Source organism: Paenibacillus endoradicis (assembly GCF_024721975.1).
Genome location: NZ_JANQBB010000002.1, coordinates 624,171 through 647,861, shown reverse-complemented (window position 1 = coordinate 647,861; position 23,691 = coordinate 624,171). Strand labels below are relative to the sequence as shown.

15 protein-coding genes are annotated in these 23,691 nt (G+C 40.5%); all 15 read left to right on the top strand.

All coding sequences use genetic code 11. The features are described from left to right. The first annotated feature begins 87 nt into the window (after positions 1-87). The 15 genes from NV377_RS08915 to NV377_RS08850 all read left to right on the top strand — a co-directional run bounded on the left by NV377_RS08915 (position 88) and on the right by NV377_RS08850 (position 23,440). Positions 88-1,776 carry a phage tail sheath family protein gene (locus NV377_RS08915; RefSeq protein WP_258200849.1) on the top strand — a complete coding sequence of 563 codons (1,689 nt, stop codon included), beginning with the start codon at positions 88-90 and terminating at the stop codon, positions 1,774-1,776. A 38-nt stretch (positions 1,777-1,814) separates the two neighbouring features. Continuing rightward, complete coding sequence (locus NV377_RS08910; protein WP_258200848.1) at positions 1,815-2,252, top strand: phage tail protein; 438 nt, start codon at positions 1,815-1,817, stop codon at positions 2,250-2,252. A gap of 402 nt (positions 2,253-2,654) precedes the next feature. After that, positions 2,655-3,032 carry a phage tail assembly protein gene (locus NV377_RS08905; protein ID WP_258200847.1) on the top strand — a complete coding sequence of 126 codons (378 nt, stop codon included), beginning with the start codon at positions 2,655-2,657 and terminating at the stop codon, positions 3,030-3,032. After that, positions 3,029-3,217, top strand: a complete 189-nt coding sequence (locus tag NV377_RS25780) for a DUF6760 family protein (RefSeq protein ID WP_308860116.1) — start codon at positions 3,029-3,031, stop codon at positions 3,215-3,217. The genes NV377_RS08905 and NV377_RS25780 overlap by 4 nt, the downstream gene beginning before the upstream one ends. Before the next feature lie 30 nt (positions 3,218-3,247). Then, complete coding sequence (locus NV377_RS08900) at positions 3,248-3,688, top strand: phage tail protein (RefSeq protein ID WP_258200846.1); 441 nt, start codon at positions 3,248-3,250, stop codon at positions 3,686-3,688. 64 nt (positions 3,689-3,752) lie between these two features. Beyond that, complete coding sequence (locus NV377_RS08895) at positions 3,753-6,971, top strand: hypothetical protein (RefSeq protein WP_258200845.1); 3,219 nt, start codon at positions 3,753-3,755, stop codon at positions 6,969-6,971. An 88-nt stretch (positions 6,972-7,059) separates the two neighbouring features. Next, positions 7,060-7,689 (top strand): CIS tube protein, encoded by a 630-nt coding sequence (locus NV377_RS08890; RefSeq protein ID WP_258200844.1) that lies wholly within the window; start codon positions 7,060-7,062, stop codon positions 7,687-7,689. 12 nt (positions 7,690-7,701) lie between these two features. Beyond that, positions 7,702-8,802: a phage late control D family protein gene (locus NV377_RS08885; protein ID WP_258200843.1), complete on the top strand. Its 1,101-nt coding sequence runs from the start codon at positions 7,702-7,704 to the stop codon at positions 8,800-8,802. 2 nt (positions 8,803-8,804) lie between these two features. Beyond that, positions 8,805-9,521: a phage baseplate assembly protein V gene (locus NV377_RS08880; protein ID WP_258200842.1), complete on the top strand. Its 717-nt coding sequence runs from the start codon at positions 8,805-8,807 to the stop codon at positions 9,519-9,521. 229 nt (positions 9,522-9,750) lie between these two features. Further along, the gene (locus NV377_RS08875; protein WP_258200841.1) at positions 9,751-10,152 is read left to right on the top strand and encodes a GPW/gp25 family protein; all 402 of its coding nucleotides are present in this window, start codon (positions 9,751-9,753) and stop codon (positions 10,150-10,152) included. Between the two features lie 19 nt (positions 10,153-10,171). Next, positions 10,172-13,303 (top strand): baseplate J/gp47 family protein, encoded by a 3,132-nt coding sequence (locus NV377_RS08870; RefSeq protein ID WP_258200840.1) that lies wholly within the window; start codon positions 10,172-10,174, stop codon positions 13,301-13,303. Between the two features lie 15 nt (positions 13,304-13,318). Then, a complete protein-coding gene (locus NV377_RS08865) occupies positions 13,319-15,481 on the top strand; it encodes a baseplate J/gp47 family protein (protein ID WP_258200839.1) in 2,163 nt (720 codons plus the stop codon). Positions 15,482-16,132: 651 nt separating this feature from the next. Further along, entirely contained in the window at positions 16,133-18,208 is a 2,076-nt protein-coding gene (locus NV377_RS08860) for a phage tail protein (RefSeq protein WP_258200838.1), read from the top strand. Positions 18,209-18,230: 22 nt separating this feature from the next. Continuing rightward, positions 18,231-19,901 carry a hypothetical protein gene (locus tag NV377_RS08855; protein ID WP_258200837.1) on the top strand — a complete coding sequence of 557 codons (1,671 nt, stop codon included), beginning with the start codon at positions 18,231-18,233 and terminating at the stop codon, positions 19,899-19,901. A 458-nt stretch (positions 19,902-20,359) separates the two neighbouring features. Then, positions 20,360-23,440: an AfsR/SARP family transcriptional regulator gene (locus tag NV377_RS08850; RefSeq protein WP_258200836.1), complete on the top strand. Its 3,081-nt coding sequence runs from the start codon at positions 20,360-20,362 to the stop codon at positions 23,438-23,440. The last annotated feature ends 251 nt before the right edge of the window (positions 23,441-23,691 follow it).

Below are 23,691 nucleotides of genomic sequence, written 5' to 3'. Positions count from 1 at the left end.
ACTAGCAATACTATACCTAATATCCGAAAGGAGGAACCGATCTTTATCGAAAGGCACGTTAATCAGATAAAGGATCGGGAAAAAACAATGGCTGAATATTTTTCACCTGGAGTCTATGTAGAAGAATTTGATAGTGCAGGTCAACCGTTATCCGGTGTAAGCACGAGTACTGCTGGTTTTATAGGAATTGCGGAGATGGGGCCAGTTAAAGGGTTACCGACATTAGTCACTAGCCTAAATGATTTTAAACGTAATTTTGGTAGTTATCTTTCTGACAATCAATTTGGTCAATATCGCTATTTATCTTATGCAGTTGATCAATTTTTTACAAATGGGGGCTCACAAGCGTACATAGTACGCGTAGCACCAGAGGATGCAAAAGCAGCTAACGGTAGTAATGCACAGCTTAATGTTGCGGCAAAAAACTCAGGTTCATGGGGTAATGGCGTTAATATTCTTATTACACCTTCTAGCAAAGCGAAATCCTACATTACAGCTGAAGTTGGCGAAAAGTTATATGCCGTGAAAAACAGCGCTGGTTTTAATATTGGGGATGAAGTGAATTTTGCGGGTGAAGATGGAACTGAGCAGTCCGTTATCGAATCTGTTCGTGATGGTGTCATTGGTCTTTCTAAAGCGCTTAGCGGTAATGTTGTAACAGCAGAAGGTGCGATTCCAACAAAACTATTATCGACAGCTGAATTTACAATCCAGTTAGGTTATGGAAACGTAGTTGAAAAGTATGAGCATGTTTCTTTCAATGCTATTGCTGCGAATTACGTTGATAAAGTACTTGTAAAATCATCTCTAGTAGAAATCACTGGATTAGAGAATAGTAGTGTTGTTGCACTATTTGAAAGTAGTAATAAAGTAAGCCTGCAACTTACAGGTGGATTGGATGGTACACAAGGAAATATTTCACCTGCTACATATATTGGTGTTGATGAAGGTCCTGGTAAGCGTACTGGTATTCAATCTTTTGTAGATAACGATCGTATTAGCATCATCTCAGTACCTGGTGTGACTGATCCTGCAGTTCAATTAGCTCTAGTTGCACATTGTGAAAATTTAGGTAGTCGTTTTGCAATTCTAGATATTCCACGCGACAAAACATCGGTACAGGATGTACTTGAACATCGAGAACTATTTGATTCAAGTTATGCTGCGTTATACAATCCATGGCTACAAGTATTTGATCCACTAGAAAAACGTAATATTTTTGTTCCTCCGTCTGGCTCAGTAGCGGGTGTATATGCTAGAAGTGATAGTACTCGTGGGGTAGAGAAAGCGCCAGCAAATGAAGTTATTCGCGGTGTTTCCGGACTAGATGTTCAATACAATCGTGGTGAGCAAGATATTCTAAATCCGCAAGGCGTTAACCTGATTCGCAGTTTCTCTGGTCAAGGTATTCGTATCTGGGGTGCTAGAACAACAAGTTCTAATAGTTTATGGAAATATATTAATATTCGTCGCTTATTCATTTTTGTCGAAGAATCAATTAAACAAGGTACAAACTGGGTTGTATTTGAGCCGAATGATGAACGTCTATGGGCAAGAGTACACCGTACAATTGATGCATTCCTAACACGTGTATGGCGTGGTGGAGCATTGCAAGGTTCATCACCAAGTGAAGCATTCTATATTGATATTAGTAGCAACACGATGTCACAAGATGATATAGATAACGGTCGATTAATTTGCGTTATTGGTATTGCACCAGTGAAACCAGCTGAGTTCGTCGTATTCCGCATTACACAGAAAACGAACGAACAATAATGAACAAATCTATTAAGCAAAGAAAGGGAGATTAACATATGGCAGGCGAAAGAAATGATCCATTCCGCAAGTTTCGATTCCGTGTTGAGGTAGAGGGTATTGAACAAGCGGGCTTTAGTGAGGTTTCAGGATTTGATGCATCACTAGACGTTATTGAGTATAGAGAAGGTACAGATACGATAACACCTCGTAAATTACCTGGTCTTGCAAAGTATGGCAACATCTCCTTGAAATGGGGAGCTACTGATTCGTTGGATCTATTTGAATGGATTCAGGACTGTATCGTAGAAGGAACGGTTGAGCGCAAAACAATTACAATTATTGCGATTAGTGAAGAAGGCGAAGATGTTGCCACATGGCAAGTGAATGAAGCTTGGCCAACTAAGTATACAGCGCCTGATTTTAACGCAACAGCATCTGAAGTTGCTATCGAGCTTCTAGAGCTAGCGCATGAAGGCATGCTAAGGACGCTTTAATGCGACTAGGCGGGGGACAACATCTAGCATGTTGTTCCTTCGTCTGTTTAGATGTAGTTCAAAAAGTGGGCATTGATAACGATGATTATGCTAACGTGGAATATTCGACATCGAATATTCCCCCCATCGAAAGCCTACGTGTGCTCACGTACACAAAACGTACGCTGTGCTACTCGTTTCCGCTGGAGTGCATCTTCTCGATTTGCGAAAGCCCACTTTTTGAACCTTTATTGGAAGATGTAGTTCAAAAAGTAGACCTTGATTATGAAGTTACGCTGTAACTTGTCAGCAACAAGAAATATAACAAAAACATATAATAGTTTGGTGAATGCTTACGAGGCAACTTTTCAATAACAGAAAGCATAACAAGTAGTTACAAAAAGTTTGTGGGAGGAAATATGAATGTCATTTCGTACAGAATTTGAATTTGAGTTACCTAGAGGATATGTAGATGAGAATGGTAATTTACATCGTCGTGGCACGATGAGACTTGCAACAGCCGCGGATGAGATCTTACCGATGAGAGATCAAAGGGTACAGCAAAATCCAGGGTATTTGACGATTATATTGTTAGCTCGTGTTATTACGAAACTTGGAGATGTACGTGCTGTAGATACGAAAACAATTGAGAAGTTCTTTACGGCTGATCTAGCGTTTCTACAAAATTTTTACCGTGAAATTAATGAAACAGAAAAGCTTTCTGTACGCACAATGTGCCCTAAGTGTGAACATGAGCATGAGGTTGACATCTCTTTTTTGTCCGAGATGGAAGGAGCATAAGCGTTTATCCCGAGCAACGTCTATATGAGGAAGCGGGATTTATCGCTTATTACTTCCACTGGAAGCATGAGGACATTATGAATATGGAGCATCGTGAACGGCGGAAATGGTGCGATGAAATATCGAAGATTAATCGTAAGATGGGCGATGAAAAAGATCGTAAAAATCCATTTGACGTGTTCTAACAGTATTTTTCTGAAGTTGAGGTGAACAGCATGGAAGAGAAAGAGATATATCTTTCTAATGTCGTTGGTAACTATCGATTCATGGTCGAAATAGAAAATCTGCTCGTAGCAAGTTTTTCAGAAGTTAGTGGTCTAGTTGTCGAAACAGAGCTAGAGCAATATAACGAGGGAGGCGTGAACGAGTATACTCATCAATTACCAATGCGTACTAAGCATGTTCCAATCGTACTGAAACATGGTTTAACTGATTCCTATGAGTTATGGGATTGGTATGACGACGTGGTAAAAGGGAAGATTGTACGGCGTAGTGGTTCAATTATTCTATTTGACGATCAGTTTCGTGAGTTTCGTCGCTGGACATTTAACGATGCCTTTCCCAGTAAATGGGTAGGACCTGAGCTGAACGCTAGTGTTAGCGAAGTTGCCATCGAACAAATTGAACTTGTACATAATGGTTTTAAATTTTTGTAACAAATTAATAACTACGGTAATAGCAGCATAATGATCATCGCAATGAGAAAGGAGAGATCAGAATATGTCAAAGAACAAAGTAAAACCGATAAGAAGTATACATCTAGCAGATCAACAATTCGCTAATCAAATCGTTGGGAAATACGGTTGGAGAATTGATAATGGATTTGCAAGAAGTAAACTACAGCATCGGGTACAGCCTAAGAAACATGATTCAATGACATTCGCGAAATCTCCAGTCATTCATTTGACGAAGGTTATTCAGCCCCTGCATATTAAGCTAATTTACGAGCATCATCAACTTAATCAAATTGTAGAGTATAAAAATGCTTCACTACTTGTAAATTCAACATCTTCTAACGAACAACGGGGTGCAAGTACAAGTGCAATTAAAAGTGGTGATGCGGTAATAAATGCCACTTCGCAACGTACTTCAACTCTACTGGAGAAAGTTATACAAAAGGCTCATGAGCAAGCAGAGCGAAAGGTATTACAGCAAGTACAATCTCAAATTAAGCATAAAACGATATTAACGACATTACATGATATGCAACGATATGAAGGAAGTGAAGTAGATAATGGTAAGCAATCTACAGCTACATTACTACGCATACCAGCATCGTTTAGTAATTCAATAAGTAATCCGATAAGTAATCAAGTAACTAATCAACGAAGTGATTCAATATCAGCAACATCTTCGTCACCATGGATTAATACTACTCAATCTATTTATTCTTTCAATCAGACGATAGATAGTTTGCATCATATCGAGCAGAAGGCAACGAATAAACAAGCTAGTAAAAAGCAAGTTGCTTTAGCAAAAGTACTACTTAGTCCATACATAAGAAATATTGTAAGAGAAGAGCAGGAGCGTATTACAACGGAATTGGTTGAGCGTAATAAGCATTACCGAACGAAGGCGACATTACATGGTTTAGTTCCGCAATCACTTACTCCAATTACGGAGCAATTCATTGCTAGAAAAGTAATTATTGATAAATCATTATTAATTTCAATGGAACGGTGGCATCGCAAGCTAACGATAGCGCAAATTTCAATACTACGCCAACAGAAACTTCATATTGGTATACATCGAATAAGTAGTAAATTAGATGATCAGCAGTCACATACGAATGCAGTACAACGTAGCAATTTTTTACAGAAAGCAACTGATCCAGCGCTTCGACTAAGTAGCAATTCATCCAATAACAGCTCACAATTGTCTTTACAGTATGCCGAACGCGGTAAAACGATAACACAAACTAATCGAGAGCCAAGTCACAGTAACATAAATCATAAGACAATTATTAATGATGTGAAATATTATTTGAAAACTACACCTCAACATATTCATAGCATTAAGCATCATCAAAGATTAATACAAAACGAGCAAAAGCTTGTATACGTACCATTTGTTAATAGGAAAGATGCAGGAGTAACTGAGAAAGCAAAGCTGATCTATCGTAATCAACTTACACAAGTAGATTCACGAATTACTAATAATCAGCATTCATATAAACAACAACTTATTAATAATAAACATATACAAAAACAAGAGATTGCTAATAATGAGCATTCACATAAGTATGAAAATATAAATAGTGAGCAATTACGTAAGCAAGAGGTAAGTAGCAAAGTAATTTTATCAGCTACAAGACAGATAGCGATACTTACAGGTGAATTAGCAAAAAAACAACAACGACGTATTGAAGCTACTACAATACAAATTCGCTCAGTAACATCGTTTCATCAGCAATTGATAAAGCGCAATGAACGATTAATTTATGGAATTGAAATCGTTGAGAAGAAAAAGACGCCAAGAGCACGCAAGTTGTCACTTGTTCCTGTCGTAAAGCTAAGCTATAGAGTACTACCAGAGGAGCAACGAAAAGCTTCTATTCAAATACCGCAAGCTCAACATACACTAGACAAGGATAGACAGACTAAGAGGCAAAATCGCGAGACGATGCATTATCTTTCAGCGGAATCAACAGCTATAACAAATTCTTCATTGGAACATGAGCGACAAGCTAATTCACTTGCTCCATCGGTACGACAGCGATATGGGATACGTCGTCAGGCTCAGCTTATTTACACGGTGAATAGAAAGCATGAGTTGCGAATAGATCAGCAAACAACAAACAAAGTCGTTGAACAGACAACAAAGCAAATGATTCAACAAGTTAAAGAACAATTAATACAGCAGGTTAAAGAACAAGTCACACATCAAGTAACACAGCAAGGCCAAGATCAGGTCAAACAGCAAAACAGAGCTAAGGACCAACAATCTTCAGTCTCTGCAATAGTGGCAACAAACAAGGGGAATCAGAAGCAACTAACTAGCTCATCTAGTGGTTCGAATGCGAGGATAATAGAGGGACCTTATTACAATAAAATCTCTGTATCGGGTCAACTTACTCATATAAGTAAAGTTAATAAGATGCAATTGCAACAAGTGAAGGTACTGCATAGCAAATTAAAACAGTTACAAGCGACAACTATGATTGTACCAACTTCGTTACGTACCGCATTTATAAATTTGAGTAAAGCTGAATCTGGTCAATCTAGCAACAATGATAGCTCATTGCCAGTTACACAGACTAATCATAATGAGAATAACTTCCATTCAAAGCAACTAGTTTATCGTCAAATAAATAGTAACAATGTGCAACAGTTAGGTACATTAATTAATGAACTACATAAGACTAGAAATCAAACGATCCAAAGTTCTAGTCATAATATATCTGTCATAGATGTTCCAAGTATAATTCAGCCATTAACTATAATATCAACTACAATGAATAGTTTAATAACTAAGCGGATTAATCTTATTCACTCTTCACATCAACAAAGTGAACGAATTACGAAACGAATAAAACAAATAGGTGGATCTACATTACTGAGAAAGATGAAAAACATCATAAGTACACAATCATCTCTATCTACTCTTCATATTAAAACAACGGCTGAACAGGACTTAAAACTTATCGTGAATGAACAACATCATAAGAGTAATTCTCAAATCGTAGAACAAGTAAAACATCATACGCAATCGTCGATGAATCTACATGTAGCGAAGCAGCAAAGTATGCAACAGGATGATTCCAAGCAATTAAATGCTATGAAGCAGCTGGAAGTAACCGTAAAACGATTAGAGCAGGAAATATCCGTAGCGAAAGAAACTCCGATGCAACCTAATATCAATATTAGGCAACTATCAGATCAACTATTTGATCAAATCTCCAAAAAAATAAGGTTGGAAAAACATCGTAACGGACGATAGATATGAACGACAATATGCTCACGATAATAGCAATTGAGTATGAAAGAGTACTTAGCATAGATTCGAACAGATAAGGAGTTGAACAGTAATGGCGCTAGAAAAGGCGATGATTATCGTTATAGCAGGATCAAAACAGGAGCGAATAAATGTTTTATTCAATCCGACAGAATACTCACTAGAATCATCAAATAAATTTTCATGGCAATCCATTCCAGGTTCTTCTCAGCCTATTGCTCAATTTGTTTCTGGTGAAGCAACAACTCTATCCATGGAGTTATTTTTTGATAGCTACGAAAAATCAGAAGATGTACGTAAATATACGATGAAAATCGTTGAATTATTAAATGTGGATAAAGATTTACATGCACCACCATTATGTAAATTTGTATGGGGATCCTTAACATTTCAAGGTGTAGTTGAAAAAGTTGGTCAGCGTTATACGATGTTCAATCGTAGCGGAAAGCCAGTTCGAGCCAAGCTCGACGTATCATTCAAATCAGCTAAGACGGTAAAGGAACAACTTCAAGAAATTCCTCGTCAATCAGCTGATCGTACAAAGCAAAGAACGGTGAAGCAAGGGGATCAATTATGGCAAATTGCAGCTGAAGAATATGAAGATCCTGCATTGTGGAGGGCAATTGCTCGTGCTAACGGGATAGCTGATCCACGTCAATTAGAACCGGGCACAGTAATTAAAATTCCACGTTTATACGGCTAGAGGGGGAGCGGAATGAGTAGTGTCAAGCTAGATAATTCTAAGATGAGTTTCGATAAGCTTGAAGAGCATTATCGAGGGTTTCTCGCTCCTAGCTTCAAAATCGTTATCAATAATAAAGATATTATAAGAGAAGGAATGGCTGTAGAATCGGTAACCGTTGATACTTCAGTTACGAAAAAAGCAGATATGACTAGCTTTTCGGTTACAAATGCTTTTGATCTTATTAAACGAGATTTCCAGTGGACGAGTTCATTACTTATGTTAGGTAATTCTATTGAAGTATCGTTTGGCTATACAGATAGACTTACACCGATCTTCTTTGGTTATATATCCAATGTAGATTTTGACTTTTCAACAAACGATGCACCGTCAGTTTCGATTACCGCAATGGACATCAGCTTCTATATGATGCGAGGTGGAGAGCCGCAAGTTTGGGCTAACAAAAAGATTAGTGACATTGTCCAAGAAATAGGCAGGAAGTACGGAATTACAAGCTTTGATATTGAAGCAACACCTATTACACATCCAAAAATAGTAAAAAATGTTGAAAGCGATCATGCATTTTTGAATAAACTTGCGAAAGAACTAGATTATGACTTTTTTATTGTTGGCAAGAAACTGTACTATCGCGAAATGGCGTCTAACAAAACACCAGTCATGAAGTTAGAGTGGGGCAAACATCTCAGTAGCTTCCAACTAGAACAAGATATATCAGAGCAAGTAACCAAAGTTATTGTGAAGGCGACATTACGCAACAAGAAAAAAACGATTTATGTAGAATCAACAAAAGTGGATAAAGTGGGTTCGAACTCGCGCACCGGACCGAATATCTTAAGCAAATTAGGAGATTTTGTAGAGGTAATTCAGAAGACCGTGAATGATGAAGCAGAGGCCAGAGCTCTTGCAGATTCGAAAATGCAAGAGCGTAGTATGGAATTAGTTAGCGCGAAAGCTAGTTGCATCGGATTGCCAGAGTTACGAGCTGGTAGATACATTGAACTTAGTGGTTTAGGGTCCCATTTGAACAATACTTATTATATCGAGAGTGCTTCACATGTCATTGATAGCTCAGGCTACCGATCTAGTTTTAATTTACAAGGAAATGCGGTGTAGCAATGATTAATATATTTGATAGTTTCTCATCTGAAGACACCGACGAGTTGATGCAAGGTGTATATACAGGTTTCGTTACTGATAATAAAGACCCTGAAAAACTTGGCAGAGTTAAAGTGAATATACCGGTTATTGACGATCAGAAGGAATTAGATTGGTCTAGAATCGTAACCTGGATGGGTGGGAAAAGTCGAGGTGCGCTATTCATTCCTGAAGTTGGTGATGAGGTGCTTGTAGCATTTCTGCTTGGCGATATTCGTTCGCCAATCGTTATCGGGAGTTTATGGAATGATGTCGAAAAGCCACCAGAGGGTAAAAATGATAACAACGATATTCGGAAGATTAGGACTAGAGCAGGCCATGAAATTGCATTTAATGATACGAATAAAGAAGGTAGCATATCAATTACAACGGCAGAAGGTTATCAGCTAGAACTTGACGACAAAGGGAAAACTGTTCAACTAGCAACGAAAAATAAAGAGCAAAAGTTAACGATGAATAGTACAAGCGGTAATATTACGGTAAGTAGTGGTAGTACGAAAGTAACAATTGATAAGAGTGGCTCAATAAAACTAGAAGGCAGTGCTGAGATTACGTTGAAAGCTATGGCCGTTAAAATTCAAGCTGATAGTAAATTAGAATTGAAAGCAAATGCTTCAATCGATATTAATAGTGGTGGGCTTATCAATATAAAAGGCGCCATGGTCAAAATCAACTAAGAGGAAGTTCAAAAAGCGGACTTTGATAACGATGTAGCGCTAACGTAGCTTAGTCGGCGTCGAATATGAAGTGAATTTTGGAAGTCCGGTACGCATGTACCAAGTACGTACATTTACGTTTCCTCCTTCCTAAAATTGACTCCATCTTCTCGGTTCTGAAAGCCCACTTTTTGAACCTTTATTGGAATAGGTAGTTCAAAAAGCGACAGTGCATGATTGGAGGGCGGAAATGTCTAAAGAATTTTTGGGTCGTGGTTGGAAATTTCCAATCGAAGTTGATGAGCTAACAGGTCGCGTGAAGTCATCACAGTTCGAGGATGATATAGCTGAGGCGATTAAAATTATTATATGGACATCGAAGGGCGAACGGGTAATGCGCCCTGACTATGGTAGTGGTATTGAGCAATATTTATTCGAGAACAATGATGCAGTTACTTTGCAGTTAATCGAGAATGAAGTATTGAGCGCCATTATGAAATGGGAACCACGTGTGCATGAAGTAGAAGTAGAAGTAAAACCTGATCCCAATGAGGACAATAGGTTGAATATACATGTTCAATATACAGTTAGAACTACTAATAATTTATATAACCAAGTGTATCCTTTCTACTTATATGAAGGATCAAATTAAACCATCGGAGCGATGAATCATGAATACGAGCTTAGGAATGGGTACTCAATCACCATTAATTGATACCCGTAAGCATCAACAACTCATTGAACAATTGAATATGATGGTTCCTTATTATGCGCCAGAATGGAAATTCAATGAGGATGATCCTGACTTTGGTAGTGCTCTCGCATTGATGTTTCTCCATTTATTAGAAGGGAATATTCAAAGGCTCAATCAAATACCGTATAAAAGCTATCTTACATTTCTTAATCATTTCAATGTTGAGCGTGCTCATGCAACATCTGCTATTGCTCACGTTACGTTCAAATTAGCTGAAGGAACACCGGAATCAGTGTTCATCGATAAAGGAATACAATTATCAGCTAATAGTATGGACAGCAGTGATCCTATCGTATTTGAAACTTCCAGACCTGCCTTACTAACAACAGCTAAGTTACAACAAATCATATCTGTTTACCCTCGTAAAGATCGTGTTATTGTTCATCGTAATGATGGTGTCGACATCAGTTCTGATAGTGCTACCGAACAAGTAACACCAATAGCGTTATATGGTAGTGAAGGAATAAATATTCAAGAACATACGGTATATCTTGCACATGATTTTTTATTACTAGTTCATGAACCTGCTTCTATAGAGCTTACATTCATACATACACAGCGTGAATCTGCCTTATTAGAATCAGTAGCTATATTAGCAGATTTAGATAAGGTGGTATGGGAGTATTACAGTGATGGACAATGGGTGGAGTTTGATGCAGTTCATAGTTATGGCGCAATTATTCGCCTCTTAAAATTAACACGGCGCAAGCTACAACATACTGTTGTTGAAGGCAGGGAAGGTCGCTGGATTCGCTGTCGCGCCTTTTCACTCTCTGATGTTGCGGGAGGATCGGTACTAGGTAAAGTACAATTCGAGCGCGTTATTATGAAAACGGATTATGCCTTAGCGAAAGAGACAATCGGGATGTTTGCAGACCGAACGTATTACAACGATATGGCTGTTAATACGGTGCAAGGTGCTGAGCCGTTTGGCGATTTCTTTGCTCCCTATGGATTGTTCTATATTAGTAGTGAAGAGACGTTATCTAAGCGAGGGGCATTAACGACAATAGTATTCCAACTTGAATATCATATGCATCGTCTATTTCCGAATAAGCCGAAACCGATTAATTGGAAACCAATTATGAAGCGCGATGCACTTGATAAGGTAGACCAACCAGATATCGTAACAATTACGCATGTGCAGTGGGAATATTGGAATGGTCGTTCTTGGGTTCAATTAGAAGTAGCGGATACTGCAAGTACGATGTTCAATATGATTTGGGAAGGCAAACAAACTTGTGAGCTAAGCTTCGTGTGTCCAATAGATATTGAGGCTACTGATGTAAACTCAGAATTAAACTACTGGATACGTGGACGTATTGTTTCGGTAAACAATGCCTATTCGATTGATGCAGTCTACTATTCACCTTTTGTGTCACAGCTTCAGCTGAGTTATAAGTATGCAGAACCGTTATATGCTCCACAACAATTTATAACGTTGAACAACTTAGAACTAATAGATCGTTCTCCAGAAATGCGTAGTGGAGGTATGCCTTTTCGCCCATTTCTACCGTTAAGCGGTTATCAGCCAACGGTATGGTTTGGTTTCGATCACGCTCCGACTCGTGGTCCTATACATCTCTATATCGATATGATTACAAAAAATTGGACCAGTGATGAAATACCTCATATTCAATGGGAGTATCTACGTAGTGTGGGGACATCGGCAGTATGGACTTCCTTGGCGGTAGCTGATGAAACGCAAGGATTTACACAAAGTGGAACGATACAATTTGTTGGCCCACAAGACTTCGCATATAGCCATCATTTTGGTAAACAATCGTATTGGATAAGAGCAATTAATCGAGATACTCGTTTTTACGCAAGTAACGAAAAGGTATACGAGCCTAGAGTAAAACAGATCATCTTAAATACTTTAACCGTATTACAACAGATGACGATTGAAGGCGAGTTGCCTAGTTTCGTTGATGGCTATCATATTGCCCAAGATGTTCATGCCAGTTATTATGCTCTATCGTTAACGCCAGTACTAGCAGAAGAAGTATGGGTGGATGAAACAGATAGTATTAGCTCACATGAATTAAGTCAGTTACAGATTGATATCCCTTATCGTTTGAAGTTAATCCATGATTCCGAACAACAATTAATGAAAGTATGGATTCGGTATGAGCATGTCGATCAATTTCTACGTTCTAAACCGACAGATCGGCATTATCGAATAGATAGAGCAGCAGGTAGAATTACGTTTGGTGACGGTAAACAAGGTAGAACAGTGTCCGTCGTTGGTGATGACCAAGTAAAGGTTAATTATATTAGCGGTGGTGGAAGACGTGGTAATGTAGGCAAACGAGAAATTACAACGATGCAAAATGCGATTGCTTTTGTGGATTCGGTTCATAATTTTGAGGAAGCGGCAGGAGGCTGCGATGCAGGTACCATTAAAGAAGCAGTAGAACGTGGATCTAAAGTTTTTGCGCATCGCAAGAGAGCCGTCATAGCAGAAGATTTTGAATGGATGACGAAGGAAGCACATCCGAACGTAGCTAAAGTAAAGTGTTTACCCAATCGTAATGTGAAGCTAGAAAAGGAATTAGGTGCATTAACTATTATCGTAATGCCTCAATCTGGCAGACGACAAGGTGCACATTTTCAAGAGTTGAAAAAGGCTGTTGAGCATACGTTATTGCAGGCTACAGCGGCAAGTATTGCATTTCCTAATAAGCTTCAAGTTATCGAACCTGTATATTTAGAAATTGGAGTTCGAGCTACGATTTGGGTACGCAATATGGATGAAGTTGTGCTAGTTGAACGTGAATTGTTGTTGAAATTAGAGCAATTTTTACATCCATTAACGGGAAATACTGATGGACGTGGCTGGGAAATTGGTGGAATGATTCATCCATCCATGTTCTATGCACTAATGAAATCTGTAGGACCAGTCGTCCATATTCCGCAGCTATTACTAGAGTCCTATAAGCTTGAAAATGGTGAACGTAGCGAATGGAATCCAGATCGTATAGATGAGTTGCCACACAGTATCGTAATACCTGGTCAACATCAATTGACTATTGAGTTACACCAATAGAAAGGAGTCATTGTCATGTTACCGATACCTAATCTGGATGATCGTAGTTTTGAACAACTTGTGCGTGAAGCGAGAGACCTCATACCACGTATCGCGCCTGATTGGACAGATGAGAATGCTCATGACCCAGGTATTACATTACTTGAAATGTTGGCTTGGCATCTGGAAATGCAGCAATACGAGTTAGACTCTCTATCTGTTACTCACGAACTTAAATTTCTAAAATTACTTGGAGGTATGCCGCGTCATCGTATGCCTGCAACGACTTCACTAAGCTTTTCTCATGCTAGTAAGCAAACCTATATACCACTTGGAACACAATTGAAGGTAGGGCAATTAGTATTTGAAACGGTACGTTCAATTAATATTATCCCAGATATAAGCCAAAAAATCACACTTTATCGTATGGACGATATCCATCATTTGTCACAGGACATGACGACTGGTCGATCAGTAATTTATCCATTTGGAGAACATGCACAGCAGGATGCAACGATGGAACTGAAGCTTGCGGAACCGCTGCCACGTCAAATGCCACTATCTTTGTGGATTGAACTGGATCGTCAAGAACCAACGATACGTATTCCTGCACGGTATAAAAATTTTACACCGTCTGCTTACGTACAATGGAGTTACTTAGATGAGGACGAACATGGAGATAGTTGGAAACCAGTTCGAATGGAACGTGATGAATCGTATTGTATGCATCAAAGTGGTCCAATTCTATTCGAAATTCCTGTAGGTTCAAGTAAGGTGACAGCATTACGGGCAAAACTGTTGAGCGGTAGCTTTGATGATGTGCCACGCATCCGTAGACTAGTGTGGAATGAAGTGTTTGCTACGCAAGGTCAGACGTGGTGTATGGAACAAACATTCGAGGGTTGGTCGGAGCAAGATATGATGATTGGACAGATAGATCCGATTCACGTCTATTTATATCATGCTTTATTTATGGAAGGTCATATTCAAGTGCAATATTTTGTTCATAATGGTTGGATTGATATTTCAAGCAATGGATATGAATTAGTTCACGATGCCTCTCATCTGAAGATAATACTGTTACCTTCTTCATTGGTACCAGTTGGTACGAATAGCATTAGAATTGTAGCTGTTCAACCAGAATTTATAGCTCAACAATATATAGCAGCGGGTAATGGTATTTCATTTCAAAAGTATGATCTACCTATACCGTCAGTATTTTCGAACCAAGTCCGCCTGCAAGTAGGTGCTTACTCAGCTAAGTTAGGTTGCATGTTATGGGAAGACTGGGATTCAGTATTAGATTTTGATGATTCCAATACGTATAGCAGACATTATATTTTATCTAATGACGAGTCACAAATACAGTTTTCAGATGGAATACATGGGATATCTCCTCCAGCATCTACGTCTCGTAATATTAGATTTATTAGTTATCGAACGGGTGTAGGAAGTGCTGGTAATGTGAAGGAAGATACGATTCGTGAAATGGTACTAAGAAAAAATGCATTGCGTCTAACAAACTTGTTTCCAGCTTATGGTGGGACAGAGGAAGAAAGCGTTAGCGAAGCACTGGATCGTATTAAGCTTGAAGTTCTTGAACCAAAATGCGGCATTACAACTGCAGATATTGAGCAACGTGTCCTTGAAATTCCAGGGATACGAATAGCGCGAATAAGAGCAATTGCTGGCTATCATACAAGGTTGAACAATTACCCTAATGAGCGAGCGATGGGACATATATCAGTTGTAGTCGTTCCTGAGAGCTCACGTAGTTTTCCGATCCCAAGTGAAGGACTTCGCTTGACGATTGCTACTCATCTTGAACCTTACCGCTTGTTAACATCACAGTTTCACATCATTGCACCTGAATACATTAAAGTGACGATTCGTGCAATTATAGTTGTTACTCCTCAATATGAAGGAAAAGAGCATGACGTTATTCAGGCGTTAAATGGCTGGTTGAAGCCTGAAACCTCAGTACATTCTGAAGGATGGGAATTCGGCAGGGCCATATATAAGAGCGATGTTTATGACATGATTCATACCGTAGCGGGAGTGCAGTATATCCAAGATGTGTGGTTAATGGCAGAAGGTAATAATGTGTATCAGGATGAGGGCGGAGATATTATTATTCCGCCTAATGGATTGGCTTACTCGGGGGGGCATGATGTCGAATTTGTTCTGACAAACAATTAGGGGAAGTTCAAAAAGCGGACTTTGATAACGATGATTGGCTTCGCAGTATATTCGGCATCGAATATGTCCCCCATCGAAAGCCTGCGTGTGCTCACGTACACAAAGCGTACGCTGTGCTACTCGTTTCCGCTGTGGGTCATCTTCTCGGTTCTGAACGCCCGCTTTTTGAACCTACATTATGAGAGGAAGTTCAAAAAGCGGACTTTGATAACGATGATTGGCTTCGCAGTATATTCGGCATCGAAGATGTCCCCCATCGAAAGCCTGCGTGTGCTCACGTACACAAAGCGTACGCTGTGCTACTCGTTTCCGCTGTGGGTCATCTTCTCGGTTCTGAACGCCCGCTTTTTGAACCTACATTATGAGAGGAAGTTCAAAAAGAGGACTTTGATAACGATGATTGGCTTCGCAGTATATTCGGCATCGAAGATGTCCCCCATCGAAAGCCTGCGTGTGCTCACGTACACAAAACGTACGCTGTGCTACTCGTTTCCGCTGTGGGTCATCTTCTCGGTTCTGAAAGTCCACTTTTTGAACCTACATTATGAGAGGATTTCAAAAAGCAGACATTGAACAAACATGTTTATGCTTACGACGTTACATTTGATTAATGAGAAGAATATTAATTAAATGTTTTAGGAGGATTACTCAATGAATCAACCTACTTTTTTTACATTTCGTAAGCCCTCCGATTGGAGCAACGGGACGACGTTTCAGTTACAAGGAGAGCTTGCAGGGTTGCAAATAGCTAGAGATTATATGTATCGCCAAGTGAAGCGTACATCAATTCCTCTCGCACATGGTCATGAGTTTATTATTGATACAGTGCTAACGGACGATGGACGATGGTATATGTTAGATTCGAAATGCTGTATATGGCGTACTGATCTTGTTAGTTCTTTAGTGGAATTGGTCATGAGTCTTCCCTATGAGGAGAGCTATCAGCCGGCTAGAATTGCAGTGAATCGTGAGTCAATTGTTGTGCTTTATGATGGTGAACATGGAAGTATGCTGCAATCTTTTTTACTGGATCGTGCACAATTGAAATGGAGTACAACAGCTTGGTATAGTGATTATTTTATTGGTTATGAGTTAATTAACGACGATCAGGATGGAGTAATTATTATCGGTCAAGTATCCTCTACTGAGGATACACAATTACTACGTTTTGATGCCATTGGTGAGCCTATACTTAATGTTGAGTTGCCGAAGCGTAAAGCATTGTTTGACCAGCAACAGCAACTTCAAGTTCCAGCAGGACAGAAACATTATCAGTTACTGCTAGACGATCAACGTAACGTTCTCATTCTTGATTGCAATGAACAACGTCTACTTCGGTGGCAATTAAACAATAATATGTTGTCATTAATTACAGTAGCATTACCGTTTCAAAATGTCCGTTCTATTTGCTATCATGCTAATCATCAGTATTGGGCGTTGGTGTCTCAAGAAGATGATGTACTAGGTTGTGAGTTGATCTCTTTTTCACTTGATGGAAGCATTAATAAACGAGGTCAGATGGAGTTAGCTCGTGGTCAACAAGTAGAAGCAGGAAAGCATAATCTATATATATGGAATGATAAGGAGCATGAAATCTATACCGTACATCCAATATCTGAAACAGCCTATTGGGAAGAGCGACATGGACATATTGGTGTATGGTGTAGTCAAAGTCTTGATAGTGGTGTAGCGGCGACGGAATGGCATAGGGTGAAGTTACAAGTACATAAGCAGCAAGATACACAATGGAATTTAAGTTATTACGCCTCTGATCAGTTAGAGATCGTACTCGGTCAGGAAATAATCCACTTAGACCAATACATCCGTAATGAGTCTATACCAGTACTAGAGAAGCTAGATACGCTTGCTCCGCTATGGATAACGCCATTGAAAGATGCTGAGGATGCATTATTACATCGTGCGAACGGTCGCTACTTATGGATTTTCATAGAATTGATCGGATCGAGCATGCACTCTCCTATTATTGAAAGTATGGAAGTATATTTTCCAAGAAGTTCTTATCTTACTTATTTGCCAAGTATTTATCAAAGGGAAGCTACATCGCAAGATTTTCTATCGCGATACTTAAGTATCTATCAAAGTCTATTAGAAGATACTGATCAAAGCATTGCTTCGGTTACGAGAAGTTTAGAGCCTAATCAAGTCAAAGGGCAATCGTTGCATTGGTTACTGGGATGGTTAGGTATTGAATCAGATGATTATTGGTCAGAGAACCAATTAAGAGAGTTAATGAAGGTAGCACCAAAGTTATATAGTATGCGTGGTACAAAGTATGCAATTGAAACATTAGTGCGCATTTATACAGGATTTACACCAATTGTTCTTGAATATGAGCAAATTAAGCCGTTGAAAGAGAACGTGGAACTTGGAGACGTAGCTGAACGTTTGTATGCTGCAGACCCGCACGCATTCAATGTACTAGTAAAAGCAGAACATGTAGATACCGAGCTTAAAAGAGTAACGTTACAGCATATTGTTGAGAACTATAAGCCTGTATTTGCTACTTTCAAATTAGTTATATTACAGCCGTGGGTATATATGGATCTTCATTCTTATCTAGGGATGAACACTGTATTATCAGAACCTACTTTACTTACATTAGATGGTCGATCATCAATGCCACATCATACGATTACGATTGATGTTGGTCAAGACAATCGCATGGATAAACATACTAGATTAGGGTTGAATTCTCGATTGGAATAAGATAAAGGAGAGGAATGAGCGTATGAATAGAGCAAGATATGTTCCGTTTGAACGTAATCGGTATTTCTATGGTAAGTTGCTAACAGTACGAGATTTTATGTCTGAGCAAACGTATAACTCCGATAAACACCGATTAAGCAATCGTCTTTTATTTGGAAGCGGAGTAGTATCAGGGTTACAGGTTGTTGCAGTTGATGACAAATCTATTTCAATGGAAACAGGAGTTGCACTTGATAAATTAGGTCGAGAAATCGTAGTTGCTTCTCCTGTTACGATTAAGCTATCGAATGTAGATGGATTTACAAATAATGATTATGCAAAAAACGTCTATCTTTGTATAGCTTATGATGAGAAAGGCAAAGAACCAGTTCATACTGTAGCGGGTGGAGTTGGCTCTAGTGAGGAAGTTAGCGAGCATAATCGAATACTAGAAAGCTATCGTATTTTCATTACGGAACAAGCGCCTAAGCCACAGCAGTTCGAATATGATTATCTCATTGAAGATACATGGAGTTGGTACGATGATGGTCAGGTTCGTATTTATCAGCAGTTGCCACGTTACGTAGAATACGGACAAAGTTTTGAACTAAAGCTCATTATTGAAAAAACGCTTCAAACTTCTCCGATTTCTTTCCAATATGAGTTAGAACTTGAACATGCCGATATTGTTGATGGTCTTATTGATGGTAAAGTCGTTTTCAGTGAGCCGACTGAGGCTAATAGCACAAGGTATGAAAAAATAATTACATTACGCGCTCATCAAGCTGATGGCGATGAAAAAAGTAAACATATTCAACTAACATCAGTGTCTGGAAGCTCTAAACTTGTTATTGGAGAACGTTTATTGTATGACCTATCTTTGCCTAAGCAGTCAGTGCAGATTAGTAAGGAGTCGGTGGCAGATCGAATTCTTCATGCTTACTATGCTCGTCCTTTGGATCAAGCGATGGAAGCCCCAAGTGATCCTTGCATCTATATCGCGCAAATTAACTTGTTGCAAATGGGAGCAAGCTATGTCATCGATAAAGTGATTCAACAGCCTTTTCATGATTATGTTGTGAACCCAACTTTACTTTATAAAATGCTACTATCTAGTAATCTTTCAACACCTGAGCATTCAGGGCAAACGGAACTTGATGAACCGATTAGTACAGATGATCACGTTATCCCTTTCCCTACCATTGAAGAAGAATTTGCGAGACTTATCCCTCCGCAAATTGAAGAACTTGAAGAGCAGCAGGTGATTACTGGCGTCGTAGAAATCTCGATTGAGCCGGAGAAAAAATTGAAATGGTACCATCGTAAACAACGCCGATTTATTTCTGATGAAATTGAGCATGGATTCGATGTGCATCTTCCCGTTCTGCTCACACTTGCACTAAGTGATGAAGATGGACAAAGCAATATACCTGTTCCTGAAATGTGGAAGCGAAGCGATACGATTGTAGTAGGCGACAAAGACGTATTTAAGGGTAGTGAGTATGAACTAGATTTCCCTAAAGTATCATTAGCGCATATTCAATATCCGAGTAAAGGCAGCTTCCGTATTGGAGTGAAAGTACACGAGAAGACGGAACGATTACGGCTGCGAGTGCGTTGGTGGGCAGTGAAGGCATTAGAAGAGGAAGCAGTAGGATTAGCTGCTGAAGCGATTGAGCAAAGTCACAACCGCGCTGCTACAAGCAAAGCATAGTAGCCGGGCAGGTCTCTACGATAATGATTCGTTGATATAACCGCTGTTGACTTCGGATTTATGTTAATGATCATAGCGCCTATCGTTTCGCTGAAATAATAAAATGCCGAGTAGAGGGAATTAGTTTACCGTCTTCTCGGCATTTTTATTATATAGTTGAATCATTTGTATTTTAATAATTAAACGTGAGCAGTAGAGCAACATCTAGTAAGAGTTGTAGTTGTCAAAAGAAAATATAATATTAGACTGACGGTTCTTTATTAAACGGGCAGGATAGTTGAAGATCAAATGCGGGGAGCCGTATCACTCATCAATAACGGGGCAACCTTCTACAAAATGTCTTCCCGCGCAAATTCGCTAATGGGGCATATGTTGTGCAGCCTAAAGCATAGGATTTTACGACTTGAATGTCGAAGTTACTCCTAATTACACATTTTCTGTCTTATGGAGGGTTATCGATGATTATCGCAACAAAGATGCACATCCCTTATGAACGGCATACCTTGGTTGCACGTACAGACCTGCTTCGTCTGCTTGATGAGGGCATGGACGCGAAGTTGACGCTCTTATTCGCTCCATCTGGTTATGGGAAAACGACGGCGTTAAGCGAATGGGCCAAACAAAGCGGAAAGCTTGTTGCATGGGTGTCACTGGACAGGCAGGACGATGATTGGTTCACCTTTTGGAACATGGTCATCATTTCGATCCAGAATCATGTCGACGTCTTTGGCCTGACCGTTTGGCCTCTGCTGGAGGAGGGACCCTCTATATCTTCCGCATCGATGGAGCCGGCGATGACTGCGCTGCTAAACGAGTTGAATCAACTGCCAGGCGAGCTAGTCATCATGTTTGACGATTATCATCTGGCGACGATGCCGGCAATCCAGAAGTCGATGAGCTACTTACTGGAACACCTCCCAAACCACATTCATTTATATATTGCAAGCCGCAACGACCTCCCCTTCCCGACAGCAAGATTATTTATGAAAGGCGAGATGCGGAAGGTTACGATCGAGCAGCTGCGGTTCCGACTAGAAGAAGCCAATGATTTCTTCCGAGAGACGACGGAGTTACAATTGTCGGCTGAGCAGCTCCATATGCTGTACAATCAAACCGAGGGTTGGATTTGCGGCTTGCGGCTTGCGGCCATCTCACTGAAACGAAGCGAAAATATGACGGAATCAATTCGTGAATTCAGCGGCCATCAGCAGCACATATCTGATTACTTGCTAGAGGAAGTCATTCGCGATCTGCCGGAGGCGCTGCGCGATTTCTTGCTGCAAACTTCCGTGTTAAACCAGATGAATTATGCATTGTGCGAGGCGGTGACCGGTCAAGCGAGAGGTCAGCAGCAGTTGGAACAGCTAGAGCAGCTTCAGCTATTCATCATTCCTCTGGACGATCAACGCAACTGGTATCGTTATCATCATCTGTTATCTGATTTCCTGCAATCGATGCTTGCTCGGTCATACCCTAAGTGGTGGGTTCAGGCGAATACGCGTGCTGCGCAATGGCTCGAACTTAACGGGCTAATCGTAGAAGCTGCGGATCATTATTTGGCGGGCCGGCAGTATGAAGATGTCGCTCGCCTGATCGAAGAGCATCTGTACGAGCTTCTGGGAGGCAAGAATACCATCGTTGCTCGTTGGGTGATGCAAGTGCCTGAGCAGTATATAGCGAGCCGACCACTTGTTGAGCTTTTTTATTTGTTCGTGATGGTCGGCGTTCGGCAGTTTCAACACATTCCGGATCGAACGGAACGGCTTCGTATCCGTTTTGAAGCGTTAAAGGATCATATGGATGCTGACGTATGGCGTAAGACCATGGGGGACATCTATTATTTCTGTGGTACGGCTGCCTATGTGAAAAAAGACCTTCTGAGCACGGCTGACTATTTTATTCGTGGAGATACGTTTGCACCCGCACACGAACAAAGCTTGTTTATTCAAGGTGGAAACAATAAGCATTATTCGGTTGAAGAGTTTGAAGATCATCTGAGCTACATTAACGATTACCAGGGTGCTGCACAATTTTTCATAAGAATGATCGAGTATTGGCGAGATCACGTTAACCATCCGAATGCGACGCCGATGTATGCTTCCTATGCCAAGGTATTGTACGAGTGGAATCGGCTGGAGGAAGCGGAGGACTGGCTGAACCGTGTTATGCATGCAGACGGATTCGATCCGGTTCCTCGTAATCGGTATCAGCTCTTTGTGGCAGCTGCTAGAATTCAGCAAGCAAAAGGGAACTCACTAGAAGCAGCGACGCTGCTAGAACAACTTAAGTTGAAGATCGATTCACCAGACTATGAAATCTTCATAAGTAAAATTGAAGCGGAACAGGTGAGCTGGGCGGTGCGTCAGGGCGACATGGCGTCTGCTCAGCAATGGTTGAAGCAATGCGGGATGTCGTACTCGGACGAAGCAACGCTGGACCAAGTTTCTCAACAGTTGGCACTCGTTCGCGTGCTGGCCGCATGCGGAGAATTCGAATCCGCGCTATCTCTCTCAGAGCGACTGTATCATCTGTTGACGAAGGAAGACCGTCTGCGGGACTGCATTCACATTCTGAATTTGCATAGTATGACGTTATATCGCGACAATCAGACGGAGCCGGCGCTTGCGAAGCTGGCTGCCGCTTTACGTCTCGCCAAACCTCAAGGGTTCATTCGCAGCTTCGTTGACGAAGGCTCGGCGATGGCAGAGTTGTTGTCTATTTATGTGCAGTCGTATGGAGACAAAGGTGTGGGTTCGAAGGATGCAACAAGTTATGCGCGTCTCGTTCTGCAATCGTTCCCTGTTTATGAAGCACATCCACGAGTTAAGATCCGATGTTTCGGGAGGTTGCGCGTAGAGATAGAGAATGGTGCGGTGGTTAAATGGCGGACTTCCAAAACCGAGGAATTAATGGCATTTCTCATTCACCATCGCGGCGAGGCGGTAAGTAGAGATCAAATTCTCGATCGTTTGTGGGGAGAGGTGGAGGTGGACCGGGCAGGGGCCCAGTTTAATACAACGACTCACTATTTGCGAAAAGCTTTAAGGCAAATTGGACTTGACGGTATCGTTCAGCATGTGGAAGGCGGTTATCGCATCGATATGAGCCAGTTGTACTGTGATCTCGATGAATGGGATCGTTTGCTGGCCTCGCAGGAGCAAATTGAAGACATAAAACTTCGTGACTATGCCGATGAGCTTGTTCAATTATACGGAGAGGGCTTTATGGCAGGCACTTCGTACGAATGGTCAGAGCCGACGCGAGTTCGTCTGGAAAGCAAGTACGTCGGAATGTTACTTCGCCTTCATGAACGTGAGGAGAAGAGGGGGCACTATGATGCGGCTGCGGAACTGCTGCGGAAGGCGCTTATACATAATCCGCTGAATGAGTCCATTCATGAACGGCTCATTCGCGTACTGGTTTTGGCGGATGACCGCATTTCGGCGATCAAGCAATATGAGACTTTGAGGATGCTGCTTCTGACTGAGTTGGGGATTGAGCCGAAGGAAAAGGTCAGGAGATTGCTGGGTATAAATTGATACGTTTTCCTCCATAAAAGGAGTATCCCTCAGTTATGAATAATAACTGAGGGATACTCCTTTTCATTAGCAATTGTTTAGGAATTGTTTAGACCGGCTGTAATATGATGAAGCAGAAATCGACAACATTTTTGCCGAAAAGGTTAGAAAAATGGCTGGAGGGGAAACACACTTGTATAATCGTATGATAAGTATATCGCTTTATTTTAGTCGGCTCTGATATTGTGAAGCAAACCATTTTGAAACTTAAC